Source organism: Dyadobacter sp. (genome assembly GCF_017744695.1).
Taxonomy (GTDB): domain Bacteria; phylum Bacteroidota; class Bacteroidia; order Cytophagales; family Spirosomataceae; genus Dyadobacter.
The window spans coordinates 793,137-816,061 of the sequence record NZ_JAGIAS010000003.1; the positions used below are offsets into that span (position 1 = coordinate 793,137).

The window sequence follows — 22,925 nt, forward strand, 5'->3', positions numbered from 1 at the left end:
TTAACACTTTCCCAAGCAACACTCCTGTCCTGCCTTACGTCTCTTGGTTACATTTTTGAAAAATAGCCATGAGATACCGTTCAATTGCTTATGCTGGGAATCAACCACTTGTCCCACCCGAAATTCCGCTCGTGTACTTTGATTCACATCGTACGCGAGCATGCTTTTACCTTTGTCGTGTTCTGGAAATAGAACAAAATTTATAGCCATAAAAATAAAACAGCCATGAAAACAACAGTTAAAACCTTCATCTGCGCGTTTGCGCTCTTAGCCGCTTCTTTCACAGCCCAGGCGGGAGACAAAGAAGCCAAAAAAGCTTCCACTTTCGGAACAGGCATTTACGCCACCAAAACCGGTAAAATCAATGTCCTCGTCGACAAAGGCGCCACCGATTCAAAAACAACATTACTGCTCAGAGATGCCGAAGGAGTCGTGGTGTACCGTGAGACCGTTTCGAAAGACCACAAAAAATTCGGACGTACCCTGAATCTCGATGCCATGGAGCCCGGCAAATACAAGCTGGAAATTATCAGCGGCAATGAAGTTCAAGCCAAAACGTTCGAACTGGCCGACCAAAAAGTAGAACGTATCCTAACAGTTAATTAAGGTTCAAATACATAAGTATCCGGAGCGGCGCCTCCCCAATGCGGGAGGTGCCGCTTTTTTTGTATCCAAAATAATTATCCAGTTACCTTTTTCAGAATCGGCGTATCAATAGAAAGTCCAAAAACCGAAAGTTCACTTTTTAGTAGAACTTTTATTAAATTGTAGTGTCGGCCGATGCATATCGAAGGTAAGAGGAAGCTTACGCAGCTTAAAAAGAAAAATCTTGGTAATAAGCGTTTAATACAGGCTGTTGATCAATTGATCGACGACCTGGGGGGAGACGCAATAACATCTGTTGATGAACTACTGAAAATCAGAAAAGACGCAGACCGGGTTCACAGCAAAGGGTTATACTTCTTCAACTTACATGTCCACAGAACCCTGATTTTTATACATATTGGAAGAAATCGGGCTGAGGTTTTATGGGCTGGGACACACGAAGAGTATGTAAGGACTTTCAAAAACAACACAAACACGATAGAAAAATGGTTCAGGGCAAACACCACTTCGAATTAAGCGAACCTAATATCAAAAAAATATTAGACGCAGGCCGGATTGAAACCGAACTTGAATGTGAACAGGTGACGCTAGCTAAACGGTATTTAACGCTACAAGAGGAAGATCAGCCGGATCTTGGCGTGACAATAGAAGCATTGAGTAACATGATAATAGAATTTGAGGCGAGATGTTGGTCAGATGAAAACCTGGTAAGTGATGCACAAATGGAAGAGAGCGAAGCCGCGGAAATTCAGGCTGAAAAGGAGTATGCATTCCTCTGGAAGCGAAATAAGCTGATTCTCGACAGACTTCAAGCTCTTTCGTTAAGACAAAAAGACCTTGCCCTTCTTTTAAACCACAGCAAATCGTACACCTCCGAATTGCTGAATGGCATCAGGCCGTTTTCCACCAATGATCTGAAGTTGATTCATTTACTATTCGAAATCCCGCTTAAAGATCTCATTATTAACATTCCCTCACAGGAAACTTTAAGCCGGTTGGAAACCGCGATAGCAAAAATTTCGTCAGTGAATCCAAAAGCCAGATTGCTGCAGGAAACGCTGGCGAACCGTCCGGTAGCAAAGGGGTTCCTGCCGGAAAACTGGGATGAGGAGGAAACAGAGCCGGAAGATCACGCCGTCGAGTTAACACTTTCAAATAAATGAGCTACAAAATTTCAAGGAGATCAAAGGCATAATGCACTTTTTGCCTTTTGAATATTCAACTGAAAATCACTCATCTATATGGATACCCGTCGAGATTTCCTGCAAAAACTATCACTAGGCATCGGCGCAACAGCGTTGAGCGATTTACCTGTTTCGGCACGTGAGCTATATTCCGGCCCAAAAGCAGACAAGCAATTGCGCGTCGCGCTGATGGGGCTGGGCAGCTATGCGACCCGCGTGGCCGAAGCGATGAAGGATTGCAAAATGGCAACGCTCGTCGGGGCAGTATCGGGCACGCCTTCGAAGCTCGAAACCTGGAAGCAGAAATATAATATCCCGGAGAAAAATACCTACAACTACGAAACGGTAGGCAACATCAAGGACAATCCCGATATCGACATTGTCTATGTTACCACGCCAAACTCCCTGCACCACAAGCATGTGCTGCAAATTGCCGCTGCGGGAAAACATGTGATCTGTGAAAAACCCGTTGCCGATAATGCAAAGCAAACGCGGGAGATGATCGCCGCTTGCAAAAAGGCCGGTGTGAAGTTTTACATTGGCTATCGGATGCACTTCGAGCCGCACACGCGTGAGCTTATACGTATGCGCGAGGCCGGTGAACTGGGCAAGATCATGCATGTGAACAACTATATGGGTTTCAAATCCGGCGACCCGAACCAATGGCGACTGAAAAAAGCCCTCGCAGGCGGTGGGGCGATGATGGACGTAGGTATTTATGCACTCAACGGCGCCCGCTACGCGACGGGCGAAGAGCCTGTATGGGTTACGGCGCAGGAAACCAAAACCGATCCGGTCAAGTTCAAAGAAGTCGACGAAACGATTATGTTCCAACTCGGCTTCCCCAGCGGCATCGTGGCCAGTTGCGGCACCACTTATGCATTCAATAACTATGAAAGGTTGTACGTCGTCGGAGAAAAGGGATTTGTGGAGCTAAGCCCTGCATTCGGTTACGGTCCTATCAAAGGCCGCACCCACCTCGGCCCGATGAACCAGCCTGTCGTCACACACCAAACGCTTCAAATGGATGGTATTGCCGACATTATTCTCAACAACAAACCCGATCCGAACGTGAGTGGCGAAGAAGGCTTGAAAGATATGATCGTCGTGGATGCCGTCTATGAATCCATTCGCAAAGGCGGAGCTAAAATTATGCTGGCTGGAAAATAATAGGTATGCATCGTCCCAACATTCTGGTCATTTGCGGCAAGAATAAGCGCCGCAGCCGTACGGCCGAATATATCTTTAAAAACGACCAACGCTTCAATATCCGGTCAGCCGGATTGAGCCCTCAGAGCAACCGGAAAATCTCTGAGGGCGACCTCAATTGGGCCGACATTACGCTGGTAATGGAAGGCGATCACAAATCCAAGATCCGGAAACTGTATGCTCATCTGGATTTGCCGCCCATTCAAGTGCTCGATATTCCGGATGAATACGAGTTTATGGATGAAGAGTTGATTGAAATCCTCACAACGAAAATCAATAGTCTGCGGGAAACGCATTTAGAGATCTGAGGTAATGGAGTCGCGCGACCTACAATAGCCCCGGTTCACCAAAAAACAGTAAAGCAGCCCCCTATCCCGACTTTAATAAACTGACCCGGGTCGAATCAATACCAGGTCCGATTTTACTATGCAAAAATCCAAAATCATTATTCCCATGCTGGCGGGCCTTACCGCGCTGTTTTTTCCTGTTTTACTATCCGCACAAATCATGGATTCGAAATCAATCGTCGCGCCCGGAGCGCAGGTCGAGAAGCTGGGCGATGGGTATAAATTCACCGAAGGACCTGTTCCTGATAAAGACGGCAATGTGTTTTTCACCGATCAGCCCAATAACAAAATTATCCGCTGGAATGCCGAAACGGGTGCATTCAGCACATTTTCCGATAAAGCGGGCCGCGCCAACGGCATGTATTTTGATAAAAAAGGGAATCTGATCGCCTGCTCAGACGAGGAAAACCAGGTTTGGTCATTCGACAAAAAGGGCAACCCGACAGTACTGGTAAAAGACTACGAAGGCAAGCTGCTGAATGGCCCCAACGATCTCTGGGTCGATCCCAAAGGCGGCATTTACCTCACCGACCCACTTTACAAACGCGATTACTGGAAACGTGATCCCGCCATGCAGCAAGACGGTCAGCACGTTTATTACCTCAGTCCCGATCGCAAAAAGTTCATCCGGGTAGATGAAAAGCTGAAAAAACCCAACGGCATTATCGGAACCGCCGACGGCAAGAAACTTTACGTAGCCGACATTGGTGACAATAAAACTTATGTTTACGATATCCAGAAAGACGGGACATTGGCCAATCGTCAGCTGTTCGTATCCAAAGGATCCGATGGCATGATCCTCGACGAGGAAGGCAACCTGTACATTACCGGTGACGGCGTGACGGTGTTCGACAAAACAGGCACCCAAATCGCCCATTTCCCGGTACATAAAGGATGGACAGCGAATGTGTGCTTTGGCGGCAAAAATCGTGATATGTTGTTTATCACGGCTGAAACGGCAGTTTACGGGTTGAAAATGAAGGTTAAGGGCGTAAAATAACTTGATCCCACTTCTGTAATGGCGGAGTTTCCAAGACACTGGGAATTCCGCCATTCTTTTTGTGCCGGGTGCAACGGTTTGGGGCTGGATATCGTCATGGTCAAATACAACTACTCCATACTAGATCACCAACCGACTCGTTACTCAAACTAACCGCAATTCCGTCTATGCGTCTGATTTTTACGGCCTTTCTTTTTCTCCTCTACAATATTTCCGTTGCACAGAACCGCGTTACGATCAGTGGTTTTGTGCGGGAAAAAGGCAGCCAGGAATTGCTTCCCGGAGTAAACGTGTACATCGACAATACACCTTACGGCGCAGTGACAAATACCTACGGATTTTACTCGCTCACACTGCCTGCATCCGATTCCGCGACGGTCTCGTTCTCATTTGTAGGCTATGAAAAGCAGCAGAAACGCGTAACGCCCCGGACGGATACCGAGCTCAATATTTTTCTTCCTACCATCACACAACTCGAAGAAGTGGTCGTGTCTGCGCGCAAGCAGGAGGATTACGTCAGCCGGACGGTACAAATGAGTAAAATAGAAATCCCGATCCAGCAATTGAAAAAGGTACCAGCATTTTTCGGTGAAAAGGACGTATTGCGTGTCCTGCAACTCATGCCGGGGGTGCAGAAAGGTACCGAAGGACAAACGGGCCTGTATGTGCGCGGCGGCGGGCCCGATCAAAACCTGATTATCCTCGACGATGCGGTGGTTTACAATGCCAACCACCTTTTTGGCTTCTTCTCGATCTTCAATTCGGACGCGTTAAGGAGTGTGGAACTAACCAAAGGCGGCTTTCCGGCACGATATGGTGGCCGGCTGTCGTCGGTGCTGGAAATGAATATGAAGGAAGGCAGTAAGGAAAAATTGCATGGTGAAGGCGGAATAGGTCTGATCTCCTCCCGGCTAACCCTCGAAGGGCCTATTTCGAAGGGTAAATCCTCTTTCCTGATCTCCGGCCGCCGTACGTACATCGATTTCCTGGCTGCACCGCTAATCGCCCGGCAGCAGCGGGGCGAGGACAGCCAGGTAAAACCCGGCTATTATTTTTATGATTTGAATGCCAAGATGAATTACGATCTCGGCAGCAAGGACAAACTTTACATCAGCGGCTATTTCGGTCGTGACAAGTTCCATGCTAATGAAAAGAGCAGCACTTCCGAAACCCGCGCCGGCCTCGACTGGGGCAATGCGACCGCGACAATGCGCTGGAATCACGTGCTAAACCAAAAACTGTTTGTCAATACTTCCTTCATTTTCAGCAATTTCAAATTCGGTGTTTCCAGTTATTCCAAAGAACTGAACAATGACGGTTCTCTGGACGATGAGTTCAGCCTTGAATACGATTCGCGTATCCGCGACCTGGGCGTGAAAACCGATTTTGATTTTTACCCCTCCTCCAAGCACGCGGTAAAATTCGGAGGACAGGCCACTTTTCACAAGTTCGTACCCTCCGCGCTCGCAATTGCGGGCACTTTTACAGATAACCCCATCGAACGATCGGTAAAACCGGTTTATTCGCTTGAAGCAGGACTTTACATCGAGGATACCTGGCAGGCATTGGACGCGCTGAAAGTCAATGCCGGGTTGCGGTTAAGTACATTTCAGACCGAGGTGAAGACTTACGTCCGTCCCGAGCCACGCATTTCTGCGGCGTTGCGTCTTGCCGAGAACCTTTCCTTCAAAGCATCGTATGCCCGCATGAACCAATACGTGCATTTGCTTTCCAACACAGGCCTGGGCCTTCCCACCGATCTTTGGGTACCCACCACCGCGAAGGTTGCGCCCCAGCAATCCGAACAAATAGCCGCAGGGCTGGCCAAAGACTTCGAACACCCCGCGCTCACGGTGACGCTCGAAGGTTATTATAAAAAAATGAACAATATCCTTAACTATAAGGAAGGCTCTTCGTTCCTGAGTATTAATGGAGAGAATGCCAATGAACTGAGCTGGGAGGATAATGTGACCGCCGGCAAGGGTTGGTCGTACGGTGGAGAGTTTCTCGTTCAGAAGAAAACCGGAAGGTTTTCCGGCTGGATCGGTTACACATTGTCGTGGACCTATTGGAAATTCCCGGAGCTGAATTTTGGCAAAACATTCTTCCCGCGCTACGATCGCCGCCACGACCTTTCGGTGGTAGGGATATATGAACTGAGTAAGAGAATTACACTTTCGGCTACCTGGGTGTACGGTACCGGCAATGCATTGACGCTTCCGGTGTCGAGCTATCGGGCGGCGACGGATAACTTTGTAACGCGCATCACATCGGACGGCAAGCCCGCTATTAGCTGGTTTGGCCCGACCGTTAGCGAGTACGGGCAAAAAAACAGCTTCCGTGCCGAACCGTTTCACAGAATGGACATTGCCATTCAATTACACAAAAGGAAAAAGCGGCACGAGCGCACGTGGGAGTTCGGCGTGTACAACGCATACAACCGCAGGAACCCCTTCTTCTACAACATCGACGAAGAAATCGTTATCCTTCCTAATGTGATGCCGGCTACGCCCGTTCCGAAATACACGCTGAAACGCTATTCCCTGTTTCCTATACTGCCCTATTTCAGCTATAACTTTAAATTCTAAAAGCGGCCATGTTCCTCAGATATATCATTTCTCTATTCCTTACAATGTTCCTGGCGGCATGCGAATCGCTTGTAACGGACGTCGATAAGGGCGACCTTCCGCAAGTAGATTCGAAACTGGTGGTGCAATGCTTTATCTCTCCGCAGGCCACACGCATTAATGTGGTTGTTACGGAATCAGTTCCGCTCTTTGCCGAGCCGGGTCTAAAGGGCGGGGTTATCCCGAATGCGGTCGTTAAATTATCCGATGGAACGCGGGAGGCTGTGATCCCGTTCGACACGGCTAACCAGCTCTATTCCGCCGATAAATCAGCCCTCACCATTTTACCGGGGAAAACCTATTTCCTCTCAGTTGTCAATGGCATCAGGTCGGTAAATGCAACCTGCACGGTACCGGCGATTGCCGTGGTGCCGACCACCTACAAAATCGATACGTCCTATTCCGGCAGTTTGTCCGCACGCGACACTTCCCTGACCGTTAAATACAACTGGAACGATATCGCCGCGCAAACCAATTATTACCGGGTCCGCGCGTCGCTCGATCTGGAATACAGCATTCCGGAAGAACTCTCCGGTAGCGGCGAGTTCAAAGAGAAGAGGATCAGAAACCGGTTCAACTTCAACTGGGACGATACGATCGGCCGGAACGATTTCCGGAACGACGTGAATCTGGACGGAGCTGAATTCAGTTCCCCGATCGGCCGCGTGAATCTTCCCGACCCGCTTAATTACAGCGCCAATGGCACCATATACACCTCGTATCCCAAAGCCAAAATCATTTCTATTACCATGGAGGTGTACAATGCCGACGAGCATTATTTCAAATATCACCGCTCGGTGCAGACACGGGGTGATTCGGATAATCCGTTTGTCGAGCCGTCGCTGATCTATACCAATATCGAAGGCGGCCTGGGATGTTTCGGTGCCTACAATTCGGGGCAATTGGTGTATCGTCCCAAATAATCCGGTTTCTATATCATTCCGTTTCTACAAAATCTGGCAAACTGAGGTCAAAGTACCTCAATATGTACACCGCCGGATTCGCATTTTCACAGCGGAAAACGACTGTTCCGTAAGGCATGCTTTTTTCCCGAATGATGATCAAAATCGCTATCAGTTGTTCACTCAATCAGATCATCCATCTTAAAAAATAAACACTATGGACTTGCAGGGAACAGACCAGGATAAGGTTAAGAAACCGCATCCTTCCAACAAAAACATGAGCGAGCCCGATACGCTCATCGAAACGCTTGAAGATTTGCAGGAGCAAGGCTATACCTATGATTTTAACCTAACGGCCCATGCCCTGGAAGTACATAAAGACGACGGCATCTGCCTGACGTTATCCCCCGAGGATTTCGATATTGTGCAGGTTTATCGTTTCGAAGGGATGACCAACCCTTCCGATATGTCGATTTTGTATGCTATCGAGTCTAAGGACGGGCTGAAAGGGACGCTCGTGAGCAGCTACGGCGTGTATGCCGACGCAATGTCCAATGAAATGATCAAGAAACTGGATACGCGAAGCTCGCTGATCGTCCATCCGGACGACGACGACATGGCACATTGATTTGCCTCATATTATGAACGTGGGAAAAATGTTGCTTTGACCGCCGGTAAGGCAACATTTTTTCATCAAAAGCGCACTGACTATGGAAATGATCGAACTGACCGAAAAACTCATTGAATCAGCCGAGCAACGGTCTGCCGGCCAACCCTACCCGCAATTTGTCAAAAACCTGAAAGCCATCGGGGTCGACAATTATGAAGTGAAGGTGAAGAACCACAAACGTACTTATACTTCCGTTAACGGAGAAAAGCTCATCATAGCTGGTGATTTACCTGAATTTGAATGCGCGGAGACATTCGAACTGGAAGAAGTGAAGGCTGCGATCAAACGCACCCAGGACGGGATTACCGATTACCCTACTTTCCTGCGCGAGATCGGCGCCGCAGGCATACACACGTACGTAGCCGATCTCACGGGCATGAAAGTGATTTATCAGGGTCCCAACTCCGAATATGAGTACGAAGAAATGATCCCCGAGGTTTAGAATACCCGGAGCCTGTCATGCATGGCTTCCAGCAGGTCATCGGTGAAATCGAGGTGCGTTACAAACCTGACAAGTCCTTTCCCGAACGTGACTGCCAGGATTCCGGCCTCGGCCAGGCGTTGTACATATTCCTTTTCCGAGATCCCGTCGTTGAGCCGGATGATGACGATATTGGTATCCACCGGAAAAACCTCGGTTACCTCCGCCCTGTCGGCAAAGAGCTCCCCGATTGTTCTGGCGCGGCGGTGGTCCTCCTTCAACCGATCGATGTGGTGATCGAGGGCATAAATGCCGGCCGCGGCCAGAAAACCTGCTTGCCGCCAGCCTCCGCCCATGACTTTCCGGAAACGGCGCGCTTCACGGATCAATTCGCGGGTACCGAGCAACAACGATCCAACCGGGCACCCAAGGCCTTTGGAAAGGCAAATGCTGATGCTGTCGAAGACCTGTCCATATTGTGCAGGCGTTTCGCCCGTTTCCACCAATGCATTGAAAAGCCTCGCGCCGTCCAGGTGTAGGGGAATATCCCGTTCACGGCAAACGTCCCGGATCGCTTCGATCTCCTTAAAATCATAGTAGCAGCCTCCACCCTTGTTCATAGTGTTTTCGAGTGAAACGAGCCTGGTTACAGTCGAATGTACGTCATTTTCAGGGCTGATTGCCTCGCTTACCTGTTGCGCCGAGATCCGCCCGCGGTCACCGTCGAGGAGTTTTACCGACGAAAATGAGTTGAGCATGATACCCCCTCCCTCGTACAGGTAAATGTGTGAATACTTGTCGCAGATCACGTCGCTGCCCGGGCGGGTATGCACGCGGATCGCCAACTGGTTGGTCATGGTGCCGGAAGGACAAAAGAGCGCATCTTCCATCCCGAAGAGGCTGGCAGCCTTTTCCTGCAATGCATTCACTGTCGGATCATCACCGAAAACGTCGTCGCCTACTTCGGCGCTCCACATGGCTTCCTGCATTTCCCGGGTGGGTTTAGTAATGGTGTCGCTGCGGAGGTCTATTTTCATTTCAAAAACATTCATGGGGCATTCGTTGCGATTTCGCGCCAAATTAATGCTTAATGCTGATTTCCGGACAGGTATTGCTTGGTTTAAACGGGTATATTGCAAGCAAATTCAAGCAATATGGAATTCGAAGAGTATCTGAAATCGAAAAAAATAGACGCAGAAGCTTTCAAAAAAGGTGATGTTTTGCGCTATCAGGAGTGGCACAGCCTGTTTGAAACGATGCATCCTGAAAGTTTCACCGCCCATAAGAAGTTCCTGATCAACGAGATCCGCCGGCGCTACCTTCTCAAAGAGGATTAACCCCGCATTTCCTCCATCAGTTTCATCAGTATCCCGACGGTTTTCTCGGTCTGTTCCTTGCTCGGCGTTGTGTCCCAATTACCCACAATGCCATTACTACCAATGTAAATGCCATCCTTGCGGGCAATGAAGTTGGCGCCCTGCGTGTACAACTTATAGTTCACGTCCCCCTGCGGAATAAGGCACGAAAGCTGGCCGGAAACGGGTGTGAGCTCCTGGTCGTTAAAAACCGGCTTCGCACCCAGGCCCATGCAGTTCACCACTACCTTTTCGGGTAATGCGTCGATGTCTTCGAGTTTTTTGATCTCATGGATTTTCACCTTTCCCCCGAACATCGTAAAATCCTGCAACTGGTGGCGCAGGTAAGTGGGGATATTAAACATGATATTGGTCCGCCGCGTCACGTGATCGGCCCTGAAAGGATGTTCTTTTTTTTCCAGCCTTACCCGCTCGGGTAACAAACCGTGTATTTCAAAATCTTCTCCACCAGCTCCCGGCGTATACACCGGTGCTTCTTTGAACACACCATATTCCTCGGCCCAGCTGGCGATATCGTTCATGCCCAGCAGAAACTGAAATCTCCGGAAAGAATAGCGTGTCGCTTCTTCCCATATTGCCTGAAACTCAGGCTTCGCGATCTTTTTATCACACACCCTCGAAGCCGGCGACCAGGTTCCCGTAGCCAGATTACTTGTCACATTAGGGGGCACATCTTTGGTATAAATCGTCACCTCACAACCGCTTTCCTGCAATAGCCTTGACGTCGCTATCCCGACCGTTCCGCAGCCCAGTACCGCTATTTTCTTCTCGCCGGTGGCCAGCACATTTTTCCGGGCAATATTTCCCGTGCCCCACGACAGCGACCAGCCGCTGCCGCCGTGCCCATAGTTGTGCACGATCGTTTTGTTCCCTAATTGCTCTACGTCCAACCGCGGGCCGGATGCGCGAAAGGGCCTCAAACCGACTGTTTCCTTCACAATGCGGTCCATCGAAAGGCGTAGTTTTGGTATCTGGTGATATCCCCGGCTGATGTGGAAATGCTTGTCAGGATACTTCAACTCGGTTCTCGGCGCGCAGGACGACGCCACAGCACCTAATGCAAAGCTGGCCGGAATGGCTTTTTCAAAGAAATTTCTGCGGTTCATTGGGTTGGGAGTGAATAGTAATGGAATTGTGGAATTTAGAAACCAACCGCTACGAATGCAAATTTTATATGGCTATCTTAAAAAATATCAAAACATTCTTTCTTGAAACACAATTTCCACCATTCGGCAGTCCACTCACTATGTCTGTCAGTTTTTGGTAATTGAAAAAGGCACATCAGCCACCTGCACACCCCATTCCTTATTCGGCTTATCCCCCATTTGCAACACCAGCGAGCCACCTTTCAAAAGCTCGCCATGCGTAATGTAAGTCCGCGTGAAGGGCTTCCCGTTCAGCATCGCCGACTGGATGTACCGGGCATCATCGGAAACACCTTTCGCTTTCACAGTAAACTTGCGGTTGTTGCCGGTCTCAATGGAAATTTCTTCGAAAACAGGGCTTCCAAGCACGTATTGATCCGTCCCTGGTGCTACGGGATAAAAGCCCATCATACTGAATGCCAACCAGGCCGACATCTGTCCGCCATCCTCATTACCGCTCAACCCACCCACACTGGTGTCATATTCGCTCCGGATAATGGTCCGCGTCCATTGCTGCGTCTTCCACGGTTGGCCGGCGAACGCGTAGAGGTAGGCAATCTGATGATTCGGCTCATTACCATGCCAGTAATGGCCCTGATCGAACAACGTATCGAGCTTGGCCGTGAAACGGTTTTTACCGCCCATGATCTTTTGCAACCCCGCAATGTCCTGCGGCACAAACCACGTGTATTGCGCTGGCGACCCTTCGGTAATGAAGCTTGCCCGCTTCGCAAAAGGATCAAATGGAGCAATCCAGCGCCCGTCGGCATATCGTCCGCGTGCATACCCTGTCGACGGATCGATCACATGCCGGTAATTGAGCGCCCGGTTGCGAAGCTGTTCGGCATCTTCCTTTTTTCCCAGGCTATTCGCCAGGGTCGACAGGCAAAAGTCGTCATATGCGTATTCGAGCGTGCGCGACACCTGCTCGCGCTTGTGGAATGCCTGCCAAACACTGTCTTCCAACGGCACGTAACCATATTGCAAATAGGATTTCAACGCCCGCCGGCCTTGTCCGGCCTCGTAACTTTTAGCATTCGTATTCACCTCGAAGGCATTTTTACGCAAAAACTGATAGGCGCTGTTCACATCAAAATTCCGCACATTCTTGGCATAAGCATCTGCAATGACCGACAATGCATGATCGCCCACCATGGCTGCCGTGTAATGATTCCAGCACGGAAAAATGGGCATCCAGCCTCCCTGCTCCGCTTTTTTCACCAGTGATTGCACCATATCACCCGCCCGCTTGGGTTCGAGCATTATTTCCAGAGGCATTGCGGCACGGAATGTATCCCACATGCTGAAATCGCAATAATAGTCGAACCCTTCGGCTTTTTGCAGCGGCGTTCCTCCTGCAAATGACGGATAGCTGCCGTCCACATCGGAAAAAAGCCTGGGTGAGAGCTTAGTCCTGTACAATGCACTGTAAAAAAGCGCTTTGTCATCCTCACTTCCGGCTACGTTTACCTTACCCAATGCTTCATTCCACGCTTCACGCGCCGATTTCCGGACAGCCTCAAATGTTTTAATTCCCAGCTCCTTTTCAAGATTTGCCCTGGCTCCTTCAATGCTTGTGAACGAAGTACCAATGCGGGCAGTAACCACCTGCTTTTCATCTCCAAACCCTACATAGGCCCCGAGTTTCTCCCGGTTTCCTTTGCCGGTAAGTATCCTGCCCATCGGTGTAATCGTGTCGCCCAGCCACACCCCCGACTGCATGAATTTCTTATCAAACTTGATAACAAAGTATCCACTGATCCCCGCCGGTTGTCCCGAGCCCTGGTAAATGCGATGAACAGGATTATAACCTACAATCTCCCCCCGCTCGCGAAGCACTTCCACGAAACCTTCCCCTTCGTCGCTGTTGGGCTCGATAATGATAAATGACTCTTCACCACTCTCGAACCTGAACCGCATCAGGGCGGTGCGCGCGAGCGCTGTTACCTCGGCATTAATCTGGTGGTCTTGCAGCCATACGCTGTAATAATCCGGCGCACTTTGCTCCTTTTCATGACTGAACAGACTGGCCCGTTTTTCAGGATTTGTAATGAGCTCGCCCGAAAGCGGCATCACCGTCACAGAACCGTAGTCCTGTACACATGAGCCATTCAGCCAATGCGTACCGCGGAAGCCCTGAAACTTGTTATCATTATAGTAAAACGGTGCAATGCATTTGGTTTCGGTAGCCCGCGTCTGCGGCGTCCATTGCGTCATACCATTCGGTACACCCACTGCCGGGATCGTCTGTCCTTTCAGTTCGCTGCCCGCTTCACTATGTGCTTTGGCACTCTCCGTTGCCGACGGCGCAGTACCAATCATTGTCGCCACGTAGTCGACGGGCATTTTTTGTGCATAGGATTGATTATCAACAAAAAAAGTCGACAATAACAGGAAACTGGCTGAGAGGAACGGTACGCGCATGGTTAGGCTTGTTATTAATTCAGGTCGGAAGATCGAAAAAATAATGGTATGTTAGGTCGATAGAATGTTGATATTCCACTGATCAGGACGATTTAAATCCAAATAACCCTATGAAAATCCATATCATCGACACCGGTTTTTTCAAGCTCGATGGCGGGGCCATGTTCGGCGTGGTCCCGAAAACACTTTGGCACAAACAGAACCCGGCCGATGAAAAAAACCTCTGCTCCTGGGCCATGCGATGTCTTCTCATCGAGGATGGTAACAAACTGATATTGGTCGATACCGGAATGGGGAACAAGCAGGACGACAAGTTTTTCGGGTTCTACGACCTGCACGGCGAAGCTACTTTACTTTCTTCGATCGCCGAAAAAGGTTTCAGCCCCGCCGATATTACCGATGTGTTCCTAACCCACCTGCATTTCGACCACGTCGGTGGCGCCGTGCAGTTCAGCCGTGACGGCTCCCGCCTCGAACCGACCTTTCCAAACGCCACATATTGGTCCAACGAAGCGCATTGGCAATGGGCTACCCATCCCAATCCGCGAGAAAAGGCTTCTTTTTTGAAAGAAAACATCCTTCCATTGCAGGAATCAGGGCAATTGCGCTTTATCGAAAATGGCCGGTCGCCCTTTGATGGCATCGGCCTGATCCACGTCGATGGGCATACCGAACAAATGATGCTGCCCGTTATCCAATACAAAAACCAGAAGATCATCTACTGCGCCGACCTGTTTCCTTCGTCCTACCACGTTCCCATCCCGTGGATCATGAGCTACGACATGCGGCCATTGCAAACGATCGACGAAAAACAGCGCGTGCTCCAACAGGCCGTCGACGAGCAATGCATCTTACTTTTCGAGCATGACCCTGTGTATGAGGCGGCATTGGTGGAGCAAACCGAGAAAGGAATCAGGATTCGGGAGCGGGGAATGCTGGGAGATTTTCTGGTTGAGTAAATGCGGCCATTTCATTATATTTGAATATGCAAGCGCTGGAAAACATATCATTCGATGAATTGATCAGCCTGATCAGAGGCCTATCGGACACTCAGCGTGCCCAATTGAAAGCCGAGATTAACCGAATGGAAAATGAAACTACCAGCGATTCACTCGACGAATTTCTACAGTCAGCCCCAACGTTCTCTGAAGATCAAATAAAAACGATTGAAGAAACCAGAAAGGCAATTGACCAATGGCGAAAGAACTAGTGCTTGTTGACACTTCCATTCTCATCGATTTTTTCCGCAAATCCGACAAAGCAAATTCCCGGCTGATGAAACTAACAACAGGGGGCTTCCGCTTTTGCATTTCGGCGGTTACAGAATTCGAAATTTACACCGGCACTACCCAAAATCAAATAGATTATTGGGAGGACTTTTTGCTCAGAACGCCGGTCTTGGCATTCGACAAAGAGGTCGCTCGCACGGCTGTCGACATCAACAAGGCCCTTAGGAAGCAAAGCAAATTAATCGACATGGCAGATCTTTTCATAGCCGCTACGGCAGTCCATTACAGCTTGCCGCTAATAACATTGAACGTGAAGCATTTCGAACGAGTCGATGAGTTAATACTTCTTCCCCAACCATGAAAACAGCACTAGTCCTTTCAGGTGGGGGTGCGCGTGGGATCGCGCATGTGGGCGTGGCGCAGGCATTGTGGGAGCGTGGTGTGCGTCCGGATGTGATCAGCGCGACCAGTTCGGGGGCGTTTGTCGGGGCTTTGCTGGCGTATGCTTATAAGCCGGGAGAAATCTTGAAAATCATCCGTGACACGAGTTTTTATCCGTATCTCAGGTTTGGGATCGGCGCCAATGGTTTGCTCCATATGCGGAAAATGGAGGATGTTTTCCGGAGATTCATTCCTGAAAACACATTTGAGTCACTGAAAACGCCACTGATAGTGACCGCGACCGACATTGTTTTGGGGGAAGAAGTACGTTTTCGCTCTGGCGAACTTGCATTACCTGTGCTCGCATCCTGCTGCATTCCGGGGCTTTTCAGCCCAATGCACTACAACGGCCACGACCTGGTGGATGGAGGCGTTTTGAACAACCTGCCCGTCGAGCCAATACTCGACGAAGCAGATTATATTATCGGAAGCCATTGTAATCCTTTTAATCTCGATAAACCGCTGAAACGCACCACCGAGATTATCTACCGGAGCCTCATCCTGGCGATGCATACCAAAACCAAAGCACGGTTCGCAAAATGCGACCTGCTTATCGAACCGCCTGCTTTGAGCAGTTTCAGCATTTTTGATTTTCGGAAGGCGGATCAGTTATTTGAGATTGGATACGCATTCGCCCAAACGCTCCTGAACGAGCGCAATATCCTATTTCCCTGATTCCGCCACCGCTTTATTGCTCAGCGTGCTCATCACCCATTCTCCGACCTGACGTCCTTGCTTCTGCCCGTTCTCAATCGCGTCCATAAAGTGGATACCACCGTAGAAACGCGAAATACCGGATTCTTCCGAGGCATGCAGAAATGATTTGAATGGGCGTGCTTTCAGGTTGAAACGTTCTTCCACGGTGTCGGTATAGGCAAAATTGTCACCGAAATAATGGGTAAGAATAACGGCCGCGGCTGTCGATATCACCGAATGCCCACTCAGGTACTCCGGAAACGGCGGGGTTTGGAGAAATGGCTTCCAGGTAGGGTCGATGTATTTGCGGATGGCCGTTTCTGGGCGAATGCGGTTGCTGCGGTATTTCTCGTCCCAGCAGGCCATAAAGCCGTCCATCAGTCCGATCGCCACCGAGGTATTGATCAGCATGGTTTTGGAGAAATCGGTTTTCGCTTTCCGACAAGCGATATCGGTGATGCCCATCCAGTGCGCGCCCGGGGAGATTTTCTTCATTCCTACCAATAAATGGCCTTTGTTTTCCAACGCAAACGGGTTGCAATCCCAGAACGCCGCGATTACCCGATGCTCTCCCGCTTTTTGATCGTCGTCGTAATTGCGTTTCATGAGTTTAAAAAACTCGGAATCTTTGGCTTCAGAGAACGCTACAGGCGGCGCGGGCTTGAACTGCGACGACGAATCCAGGGTGAATGGCCGTACCGTTTTGAAATAAGGCTCTACCGGCGGGAAATAGCCCGGAGGCGTCGGATACCAGGTACCCGGACCGCCGTGCGGCTCATAGCGAGGGAAGTTGCTGATCTTATTGTAACGGTCGGCTTTGGCATATTTCAAAATCTGCTTGCTGATCGCCAGCGCATATTCCTGCGACCCGGCTAATACCTCTTCCGTAAACCCGATTTTTTGGCAGGAATCGACCAGGCTCTGCTGGTATTTTTTGAGAAGCAAACCGCCGGAAGGCTGCATTTTCTTCGCGGTTTCAAGCATCGCCAGCGCCGCGGCAAGTTGATAGGAGTATTCAGCTACCCTGGGCTTTTCGATTTCCGGGAAGTCGTTCAATACGCCGTGCATGGTGGGATAAGCCTTATCATTGGCAGCCACCACTTCGTAGCCCGCCAGACATGCGTAGGAATAGAACCGAGCCCCAAGCGGCGGGTTCGTAACGTCATGCACCATTACGTCCGTCATTTGCTGCGTCACCTGACCAATCACCGTCGGATCGATCTCTTTTTTTGATTCATTTTTTTTGCAGGCTGTCCACGTGACTGCCAGCAGCATTCCCAGAAGGAGGTTACTGAACTTTACCAATTTGATATGCTTTTATTTCCTGTTGATTAATCCCGAATAGCAGTTTATTTCCGATCGGCAGCACGCTGCGTACATCGCCTTTCAACCCAAAACCCGATTTATCCTGATTGACGTATTCAAATTGCCCTTTGCCATTCCCTTGCAGCAGGATTCCGTAGTTGGCATCATACTTTCCGAAACGGAGCCGCGCTTTGCTGACATTGCCGCAAAGCAACAGATCCTTCTTGCCATCGCCATTGTAATCAAGCGAAGTGATGGTGTATACGGGCGATACCTGTGTCTGTAACGGCAGCGCCTTTTCAGAAAACTTCCCATTGCTATTCCTTTCGAAATAGGCCGTTTTCAGGTAATTCGCTTTGAGCTCCTGAGCGCCCTCGAGTTCTTCTTTGGTAAAGATCTCTTTCACCGTCGCGTCAGCGTAGCTTTTGTAATCCTGAAAACGGGTACGCATGATGCTCATTTGATCCAGCATTTCGTCGCGTGTTACGTAAGGATAGCTTTTGCCCTGAATGTAAAAGCTCATGATCGGGTCAATACTGCCATTATCGTCAAAATCCTTGTACACCATTTCCACCGGCTCGTTATCGCTCGCTTTGCATTGCGTATTGGTTCCCATATTGCCTATCACGAGGTCCTCCTTTCCGTCCCCGTTCAGGTCTTCTACGAGGATCTTGTTCCACCAGCCGTTGTAAGGCTTGTCAAAGTACTCGGCGGTTTTGTTTTCGAGCTTGCCATTGTTGTTGATCAACACGGTGACCGGCATCCACTCTCCTACCACGATCAGGTCGGCTTTTTTGTCTCCGTTCAGATCCGTCCAGGCCGCGTCGGTCACCAGGCCGATACGTTCCAGCTCCTTGGAAACACCGGCGGTCTGGTCGGTGAACTTGCCTTTGCCGTCATTAATCAGGATATAGCTGCGGGGCGTTTCGGGGTACCGGCCCGGAATCACCCGGCCGCCTACAAAAAGATCAGGTTTGGCGTCGCCATTGATGTCGGCCGTACGTACGCAGCTCGTACTCGTGAGCATAGCAGGCAATGCCCCCGAGGCTTTGGTAAAATTCCCTTTACCATCGTTGATATACAACCGGCTTTGCAACAACGGGTCCTCCGGCATAAAGCTCGCATAACCGCCGCTGGCTACGAAGAGATCCTGCGCGCCATCGCCATTCGCATCGAAAAATAATGCGTCCGTATCCTCACTTCGCTTGTCGGCCTCAAATGCGGGAACTGGTTTTACGGTAAATGTGCCGCCCTTTTGCTGAATGTACAACCTAGCCGCCTCTCCCGAGGTGCCCCCAATGAACACATCTTCCAGTCCATCCCCATTCACATCGCCTTTCCGCATACACGGGTTGGAGAATGAAATCGGGTTGATCAACAAGGGCTGACGCTTGAAATCATTCATTTTCACAGCCGGGCTCTTGAATGCGATCGGCGAGGCAACCGGCACAAATACAGGCGCGACCGCTTTCTCAGCCTTCGCTTTTTCTTTGGCATTCACCTCTGACAGCGCCAGCGTGGTATTTGTTTTGGGATTAATCACCTTTTCCTGCTTACCATTAAGCCAGGTTACCACCAGCGAATCGATGCCCACTTCCTTACCCAACCCGAAATGCAGCACCGGCGATACGCTCGACTGGTAACCGCGGGTCGGCATCTGTTCGAGGTATTGCTGCTGGCCTTTCTGGTAGATCGTCACTTTCGCACCAAGCCCCAGCGTGTTCTGGCCGGCTCCGGTCAGCTTCACTTTGAGGTAATTGTTTTTTAAATGCCTGTCCCCGTCGTTCTGGTAAATGAATGCAGGCTTGTTGATATTGTTCACGACCAGGTCGAGATCGCCGTCGTTATCCAGGTCGGCATAGGCCGCACCGCCGGAGTTGGAGATTTCTCCCAGGCCCCAGGTATCGGCAACGTTGGTAAATGTGAGGTCTTTTTTATTTTGAAAAAGATAGTTTTTCATGTTCGAGGACGGCATCTGATACACCAGTTGTAGCACGTCCTCCCGCTTCACCTGTCCTTCGATCCGTTTCAAATGATCGCCCATGAACTTCACAAAATCCATATTCGTAAAGTCGCGCAGGTTCCCGTTCGTAATGAAAAGGTCTTTCCAGCCATCATTGTCATAATCGGCAAATAGCGATGCCCAACTCCAGTCCGTATTCGAAACGCCGGAAAGTTGGCCGATTTCGGAAAATACGGGGTGTTTCGTGCCTTTGCCGAGGCCTTCATTCAGTTGCAGCATATTGCGCATATACTGGTGATGAAAGCCCATTTTGACATTAAAATCAAACAATTCGTAGTTGTCGAGGCCCGTCAGCAACTTCTGGCGACGGTTATCCTCGGGAAGCATATCGAGCGTGAAAATGTCGGGCAAGCCGTCGTTGTTGAAATCGGCGATGTCGTTCCCCATCGACGAATGCGACGTGTGGCCGATACTCGCGTCGAGCACATCGGTAAATGTGCCGTTGCCATTATTGATATATAAAAAATCCGGGACGGAGTAGTCGTTGGAAATGTACATATCCTGCCAGCCGTCCTGGTTAATGTCGGCAATGCCGATCCCCAGGCCGTAGCTCAGTTGCGAGCTATGAATGCCCGCTTTCTTAGTAATGTCTGTAAAATGGGGTGCGCCGTTTTGCGGATTGTTCCGGAACAGCCTGACGCCGGTTACCGGATCTTCCTTTCTGAGAATATCAGCCGTGCTCGCCTCGTCGAGGATCGGCAGGGCTTTGGGATTATGGTTGAGCAGGAACATATCGAGGTCCCCGTCTTTGTCGAAATCGAAAAAGGCGGCTTGCGTGCTGTTGCTTAAGACACCCAGGCCATATTGCTCCGCCATTTCCTCAAACTGCGGAATGCCCTGTGCATTATTTCCTTTGTTGATGAACAACTGGTCTTTCAGGCTCTCCGGCGAAACCGCTCCGGAGTAACAAACGTAAATATCGAGCTTACCATCCCCGTTTACATCGGCCATTGTTACGCCCGTCTTCCACGGGCGCTCGCGCCCACCTACCTGCGCAATGGCCGTGATATCCTCGAATACCATCTTACCCTTGTTCAGATACAGCTTATTAGGCACCATGTTGCCGGTGAAATAAATGTCGTCGAGCCCGTCGCCATTGAGATCGCCAACAGCCACTCCACCTCCGTTATAGAAGTATTCATACATCAACACATTGGTATTCAACCCCTCGGTCAATGTATTGGAGAAATCTACTTTTGTCTGTTCAGGGCTCAGCAGCGTAAAGAGCTTCGGGCCACCGGGCCCTTTCTTTTCTTCTTTGGAATCGGAGGATTTGTCACAACCGGAAAGTACCAGTCCAGCGATCAGAACAATGCTGCCTGCTTTCCAGGGCCATATTTGCTTCATGACAGGAATGAAGAGTTTTGAAGGAGTAAAAAAAGAAACTATGCCTTGTTAGCCAAGGCATAGTTTCAGTAAAATTAGTCAATAAAATATAACTATTTATCGTAACCCGGGTTTTGTACCAGTTTTGCGTTACGGTTGATTTCGTCGCGGCTGAACGGACGGAAGTACATCTTATCAACCCATGTACGGTTTTCGTGCGATTTTTCTTCCACCGGAGTGTAAGTATAGTCGTAAACCGTTGGATCGTAGTGATATGGCTCCTTCATCGACTTACCTGGCTTGAACTTACCGATTACGGTAATGTACTGCAACGAACGTCCCAATGTCGTAGCTGCGACCATCCAGCGGCGTGCATCGTGGTAACGCTGTTCTTCATAGGCCATTTCAATGCGTTTTTCGTGACGGAACGCCTCTTTCAAAGCAGCGCCTGAAACTTTCAGCGCAGGCATACCCGCACGGAAACGGATTTTGTTCAACAAGTCTAATGCAGTTGCTTCTTCACCCACTTCAATGCTCGCCTCGATATAGTTGAATACGTTCTCGGTAGCACGGAAGAACGGCCATGGAATGTTCTGGCGGTCGGTGTTGTCGTACAGCGACGGGTTCGGATCGATGAACTTACGCATGTAGTAACCGGTGCGGCTACCGTTCCAGTCTTCGATAGAGCTGCTACGGGTATCCAATCCTTTACGGTTGATCAACGCGCCTTTGTCGTCCAGGAGGTCATAAGCACCTGTCTGGATCTGGTTCGCAGGGTCTTTCGCATCCGAAGGACGTGGTTTCCATGTAGCACCGTCGTACATGATGGTTGCATAGAAACGTGGATCGCGATTTACGTACGGGTTCGCTTTATGCGTAGGGTTAGTCCATGAGAACGGTGTGCCGTCCATCATCTCATAATCGTCCACCAGCGTTCCGATCGGCGTGTTACCAGCCCAGTTGTGGTAGCCGTTAGGACCGTTGTTCAAACCGGTCTGACGCGCACCTTCGTTCTGGCTTGGCGTGAAATAGCGTCCGAAAATGATATCGTTCGCCGACGCATCCAGGGATTTGTCCGCACTGGCACCAGCCATCGCCAAAGAGATGTAGTTGATTCGGCCTTGTTCCTGAGTAACGGGAGCCGTCAGGTTCAGTTTATAGCCGGTACCACTTGCATCCAGTGCCGCTTTCGCAGCAGCTTGTGCAGCCACCCAACGGGCCTTACGGTCACCCGAGACATATCCCAGGAATTCAGGGTTCGGGAATGCAGCGATCACCGCCGATTTTGCCTTCGCTGTCGGGATGTCGTGCAGGTCGCTTGCAGCGTAAAGCAATACACGTGCCTTCAATGCGAGCGCGGCAGCTTTGTTAGCGCGTCCTTTGGCCGGGTTTTTACCGTCCAGCAACAATGCAGCACTGTCGGCATCACTTACGATTTGCTTCACGCAATCGTCGAAAGTGTTACGCTCTACGGAGTAATCTTCGTTCAATGCATACACTTTCTTGATCAGGGGAACACTACCATAATAGCGTACCAGCTGCTGATAGTAGTAAGCGCGCATGAAATATGCTTCTCCCCGCAGACGTGCCTTCAACGTTTCATCCGTAAACGTCGCGGCAGGCAGTTTGGAGATAGCAAGGTTTGCAGCACGAATGTACTGGTACATCTGGCTCCACCCGTAGGTAGCATCCACCCATCCGAGGTTGGAAGGGCTCAAACTGCCTTCGTTCACCGTATTGATGTTACGGCCTGTGTGGGTAAATACCGCTTCGTCGGTAAGGGAGGCAAGCATCTGCTCGCTGAACCCGCCCTGTTGCAAACCTGCGTAAATACCCGTCACAAAACTTTCTGACAAGGCACCGTCTCCCCATACCTGGTCAGCCGCGATTTCAGTAGGCGGCGTTACATCGAGGAAATCAGTGTCGCACGATGACAAACCTCCCGTCATCAATGCAGCAACCAACAAAAACTTATATGTCAATTTCATATTTCT

At 50.0% G+C, this 22,925-nt stretch carries 21 protein-coding genes; 15 read left to right on the forward strand and 6 right to left on the reverse strand.

What is annotated here, in order from left to right; translation table 11 throughout:
* Nucleotides 1–225 precede the first annotated feature (225 nt).
* From J7619_RS15330 to J7619_RS15375, 10 genes are all read left to right on the forward strand, one after another.
* Nucleotides 226–606: a DUF3244 domain-containing protein gene (locus tag J7619_RS15330; protein ID WP_291199929.1), complete on the forward strand. Its 381-nt coding sequence runs from the start codon at nt 226–228 to the stop codon at nt 604–606.
* Nucleotides 607–780: 174 nt separating this feature from the next.
* A complete protein-coding gene (locus J7619_RS15335; RefSeq protein WP_291199932.1) occupies nt 781–1,122 on the forward strand; it encodes a type II toxin-antitoxin system HigB family toxin in 342 nt (113 codons plus the stop codon).
* A complete protein-coding gene (locus tag J7619_RS15340) occupies nt 1,092–1,769 on the forward strand; it encodes a hypothetical protein (protein WP_291199935.1) in 678 nt (225 codons plus the stop codon). Before J7619_RS15335 ends, J7619_RS15340 begins: the two co-directional genes overlap by 31 nt.
* A 78-nt stretch (nt 1,770–1,847) precedes the next feature.
* Nucleotides 1,848–2,960, forward strand: coding sequence for a Gfo/Idh/MocA family protein (locus J7619_RS15345; protein ID WP_291199938.1), 1,113 nt, complete (start codon nt 1,848–1,850; stop codon nt 2,958–2,960).
* 5 nt (nt 2,961–2,965) lie between these two features.
* Entirely contained in the window at nt 2,966–3,307 is a 342-nt protein-coding gene (locus J7619_RS15350) for a low molecular weight protein tyrosine phosphatase family protein (RefSeq protein ID WP_291199941.1), read from the forward strand.
* 118 nt (nt 3,308–3,425) lie between these two features.
* Nucleotides 3,426–4,346, forward strand: a complete 921-nt coding sequence (locus tag J7619_RS15355; protein WP_291199945.1) for an SMP-30/gluconolactonase/LRE family protein — start codon at nt 3,426–3,428, stop codon at nt 4,344–4,346.
* Nucleotides 4,347–4,513: 167 nt separating this feature from the next.
* Complete coding sequence (locus J7619_RS15360) at nt 4,514–6,934, forward strand: TonB-dependent receptor (protein ID WP_291199948.1); 2,421 nt, start codon at nt 4,514–4,516, stop codon at nt 6,932–6,934.
* A gap of 8 nt (nt 6,935–6,942) precedes the next feature.
* Nucleotides 6,943–7,896 (forward strand): DUF4249 domain-containing protein, encoded by a 954-nt coding sequence (locus J7619_RS15365; RefSeq protein ID WP_291199951.1) that lies wholly within the window; start codon nt 6,943–6,945, stop codon nt 7,894–7,896.
* A gap of 196 nt (nt 7,897–8,092) precedes the next feature.
* Nucleotides 8,093–8,503 (forward strand): hypothetical protein, encoded by a 411-nt coding sequence (locus J7619_RS15370; protein WP_291199954.1) that lies wholly within the window; start codon nt 8,093–8,095, stop codon nt 8,501–8,503.
* Between the two features lie 82 nt (nt 8,504–8,585).
* A complete protein-coding gene (locus tag J7619_RS15375; protein WP_291199958.1) occupies nt 8,586–8,987 on the forward strand; it encodes a DUF1398 domain-containing protein in 402 nt (133 codons plus the stop codon).
* Here the strand turns inward: J7619_RS15375 and J7619_RS15380 are convergent.
* A complete protein-coding gene (locus J7619_RS15380; RefSeq protein ID WP_291199961.1) occupies nt 8,984–10,003 on the reverse strand; it encodes a low specificity L-threonine aldolase in 1,020 nt (339 codons plus the stop codon). The genes J7619_RS15375 and J7619_RS15380 overlap by 4 nt on opposite strands.
* A gap of 117 nt (nt 10,004–10,120) precedes the next feature.
* Between J7619_RS15380 and J7619_RS15385 the strand changes: the two genes are divergently transcribed.
* The gene (locus J7619_RS15385) at nt 10,121–10,303 is read left to right on the forward strand and encodes a hypothetical protein (protein WP_291199964.1); all 183 of its coding nucleotides are present in this window, start codon (nt 10,121–10,123) and stop codon (nt 10,301–10,303) included.
* Here the strand turns inward: J7619_RS15385 and J7619_RS15390 are convergent.
* Both J7619_RS15390 and J7619_RS15395 read right to left on the reverse strand, forming a co-directional pair.
* Nucleotides 10,300–11,448 (reverse strand): FAD-dependent oxidoreductase, encoded by a 1,149-nt coding sequence (locus tag J7619_RS15390; RefSeq protein WP_291199968.1) that lies wholly within the window; start codon nt 11,446–11,448, stop codon nt 10,300–10,302. The genes J7619_RS15385 and J7619_RS15390 overlap by 4 nt on opposite strands.
* Before the next feature lie 147 nt (nt 11,449–11,595).
* Nucleotides 11,596–13,911 carry a GH92 family glycosyl hydrolase gene (locus tag J7619_RS15395; RefSeq protein WP_291199972.1) on the reverse strand — a complete coding sequence of 772 codons (2,316 nt, stop codon included), beginning with the start codon at nt 13,909–13,911 and terminating at the stop codon, nt 11,596–11,598.
* A 110-nt stretch (nt 13,912–14,021) separates the two neighbouring features.
* On the opposite strand from J7619_RS15395, the gene J7619_RS15400 reads away from it, so the two are divergent.
* From J7619_RS15400 to J7619_RS15415, 4 genes are read left to right on the forward strand one after another with little or no spacing between them, the layout of a single operon-like run.
* Nucleotides 14,022–14,870 (forward strand): MBL fold metallo-hydrolase, encoded by an 849-nt coding sequence (locus tag J7619_RS15400; protein WP_291199975.1) that lies wholly within the window; start codon nt 14,022–14,024, stop codon nt 14,868–14,870.
* 26 nt (nt 14,871–14,896) lie between these two features.
* Nucleotides 14,897–15,121: a hypothetical protein gene (locus J7619_RS15405; protein WP_291199977.1), complete on the forward strand. Its 225-nt coding sequence runs from the start codon at nt 14,897–14,899 to the stop codon at nt 15,119–15,121.
* On the forward strand, nt 15,106–15,501 hold the full coding sequence (locus tag J7619_RS15410; RefSeq protein WP_291199979.1) for a type II toxin-antitoxin system VapC family toxin: 396 nt from the start codon (nt 15,106–15,108) through the stop codon (nt 15,499–15,501). The genes J7619_RS15405 and J7619_RS15410 overlap by 16 nt, the downstream gene beginning before the upstream one ends.
* On the forward strand, nt 15,498–16,256 hold the full coding sequence (locus J7619_RS15415; RefSeq protein ID WP_291199981.1) for a patatin-like phospholipase family protein: 759 nt from the start codon (nt 15,498–15,500) through the stop codon (nt 16,254–16,256). The genes J7619_RS15410 and J7619_RS15415 overlap by 4 nt, the downstream gene beginning before the upstream one ends.
* Here the strand turns inward: J7619_RS15415 and J7619_RS15420 are convergent.
* From J7619_RS15420 to J7619_RS15430, 3 genes are all read right to left on the reverse strand, one after another.
* Nucleotides 16,245–17,552: a vanadium-dependent haloperoxidase gene (locus tag J7619_RS15420; RefSeq protein WP_409012735.1), complete on the reverse strand. Its 1,308-nt coding sequence runs from the start codon at nt 17,550–17,552 to the stop codon at nt 16,245–16,247. The two genes, J7619_RS15415 and J7619_RS15420, sit on opposite strands and share 12 nt — an antisense overlap.
* Before the next feature lie 13 nt (nt 17,553–17,565).
* Complete coding sequence (locus J7619_RS15425; protein ID WP_291199987.1) at nt 17,566–20,952, reverse strand: VCBS repeat-containing protein; 3,387 nt, start codon at nt 20,950–20,952, stop codon at nt 17,566–17,568.
* Between the two features lie 92 nt (nt 20,953–21,044).
* Nucleotides 21,045–22,919 carry a RagB/SusD family nutrient uptake outer membrane protein gene (locus J7619_RS15430; RefSeq protein ID WP_291199989.1) on the reverse strand — a complete coding sequence of 625 codons (1,875 nt, stop codon included), beginning with the start codon at nt 22,917–22,919 and terminating at the stop codon, nt 21,045–21,047.
* Nucleotides 22,920–22,925 lie beyond the last annotated feature (6 nt).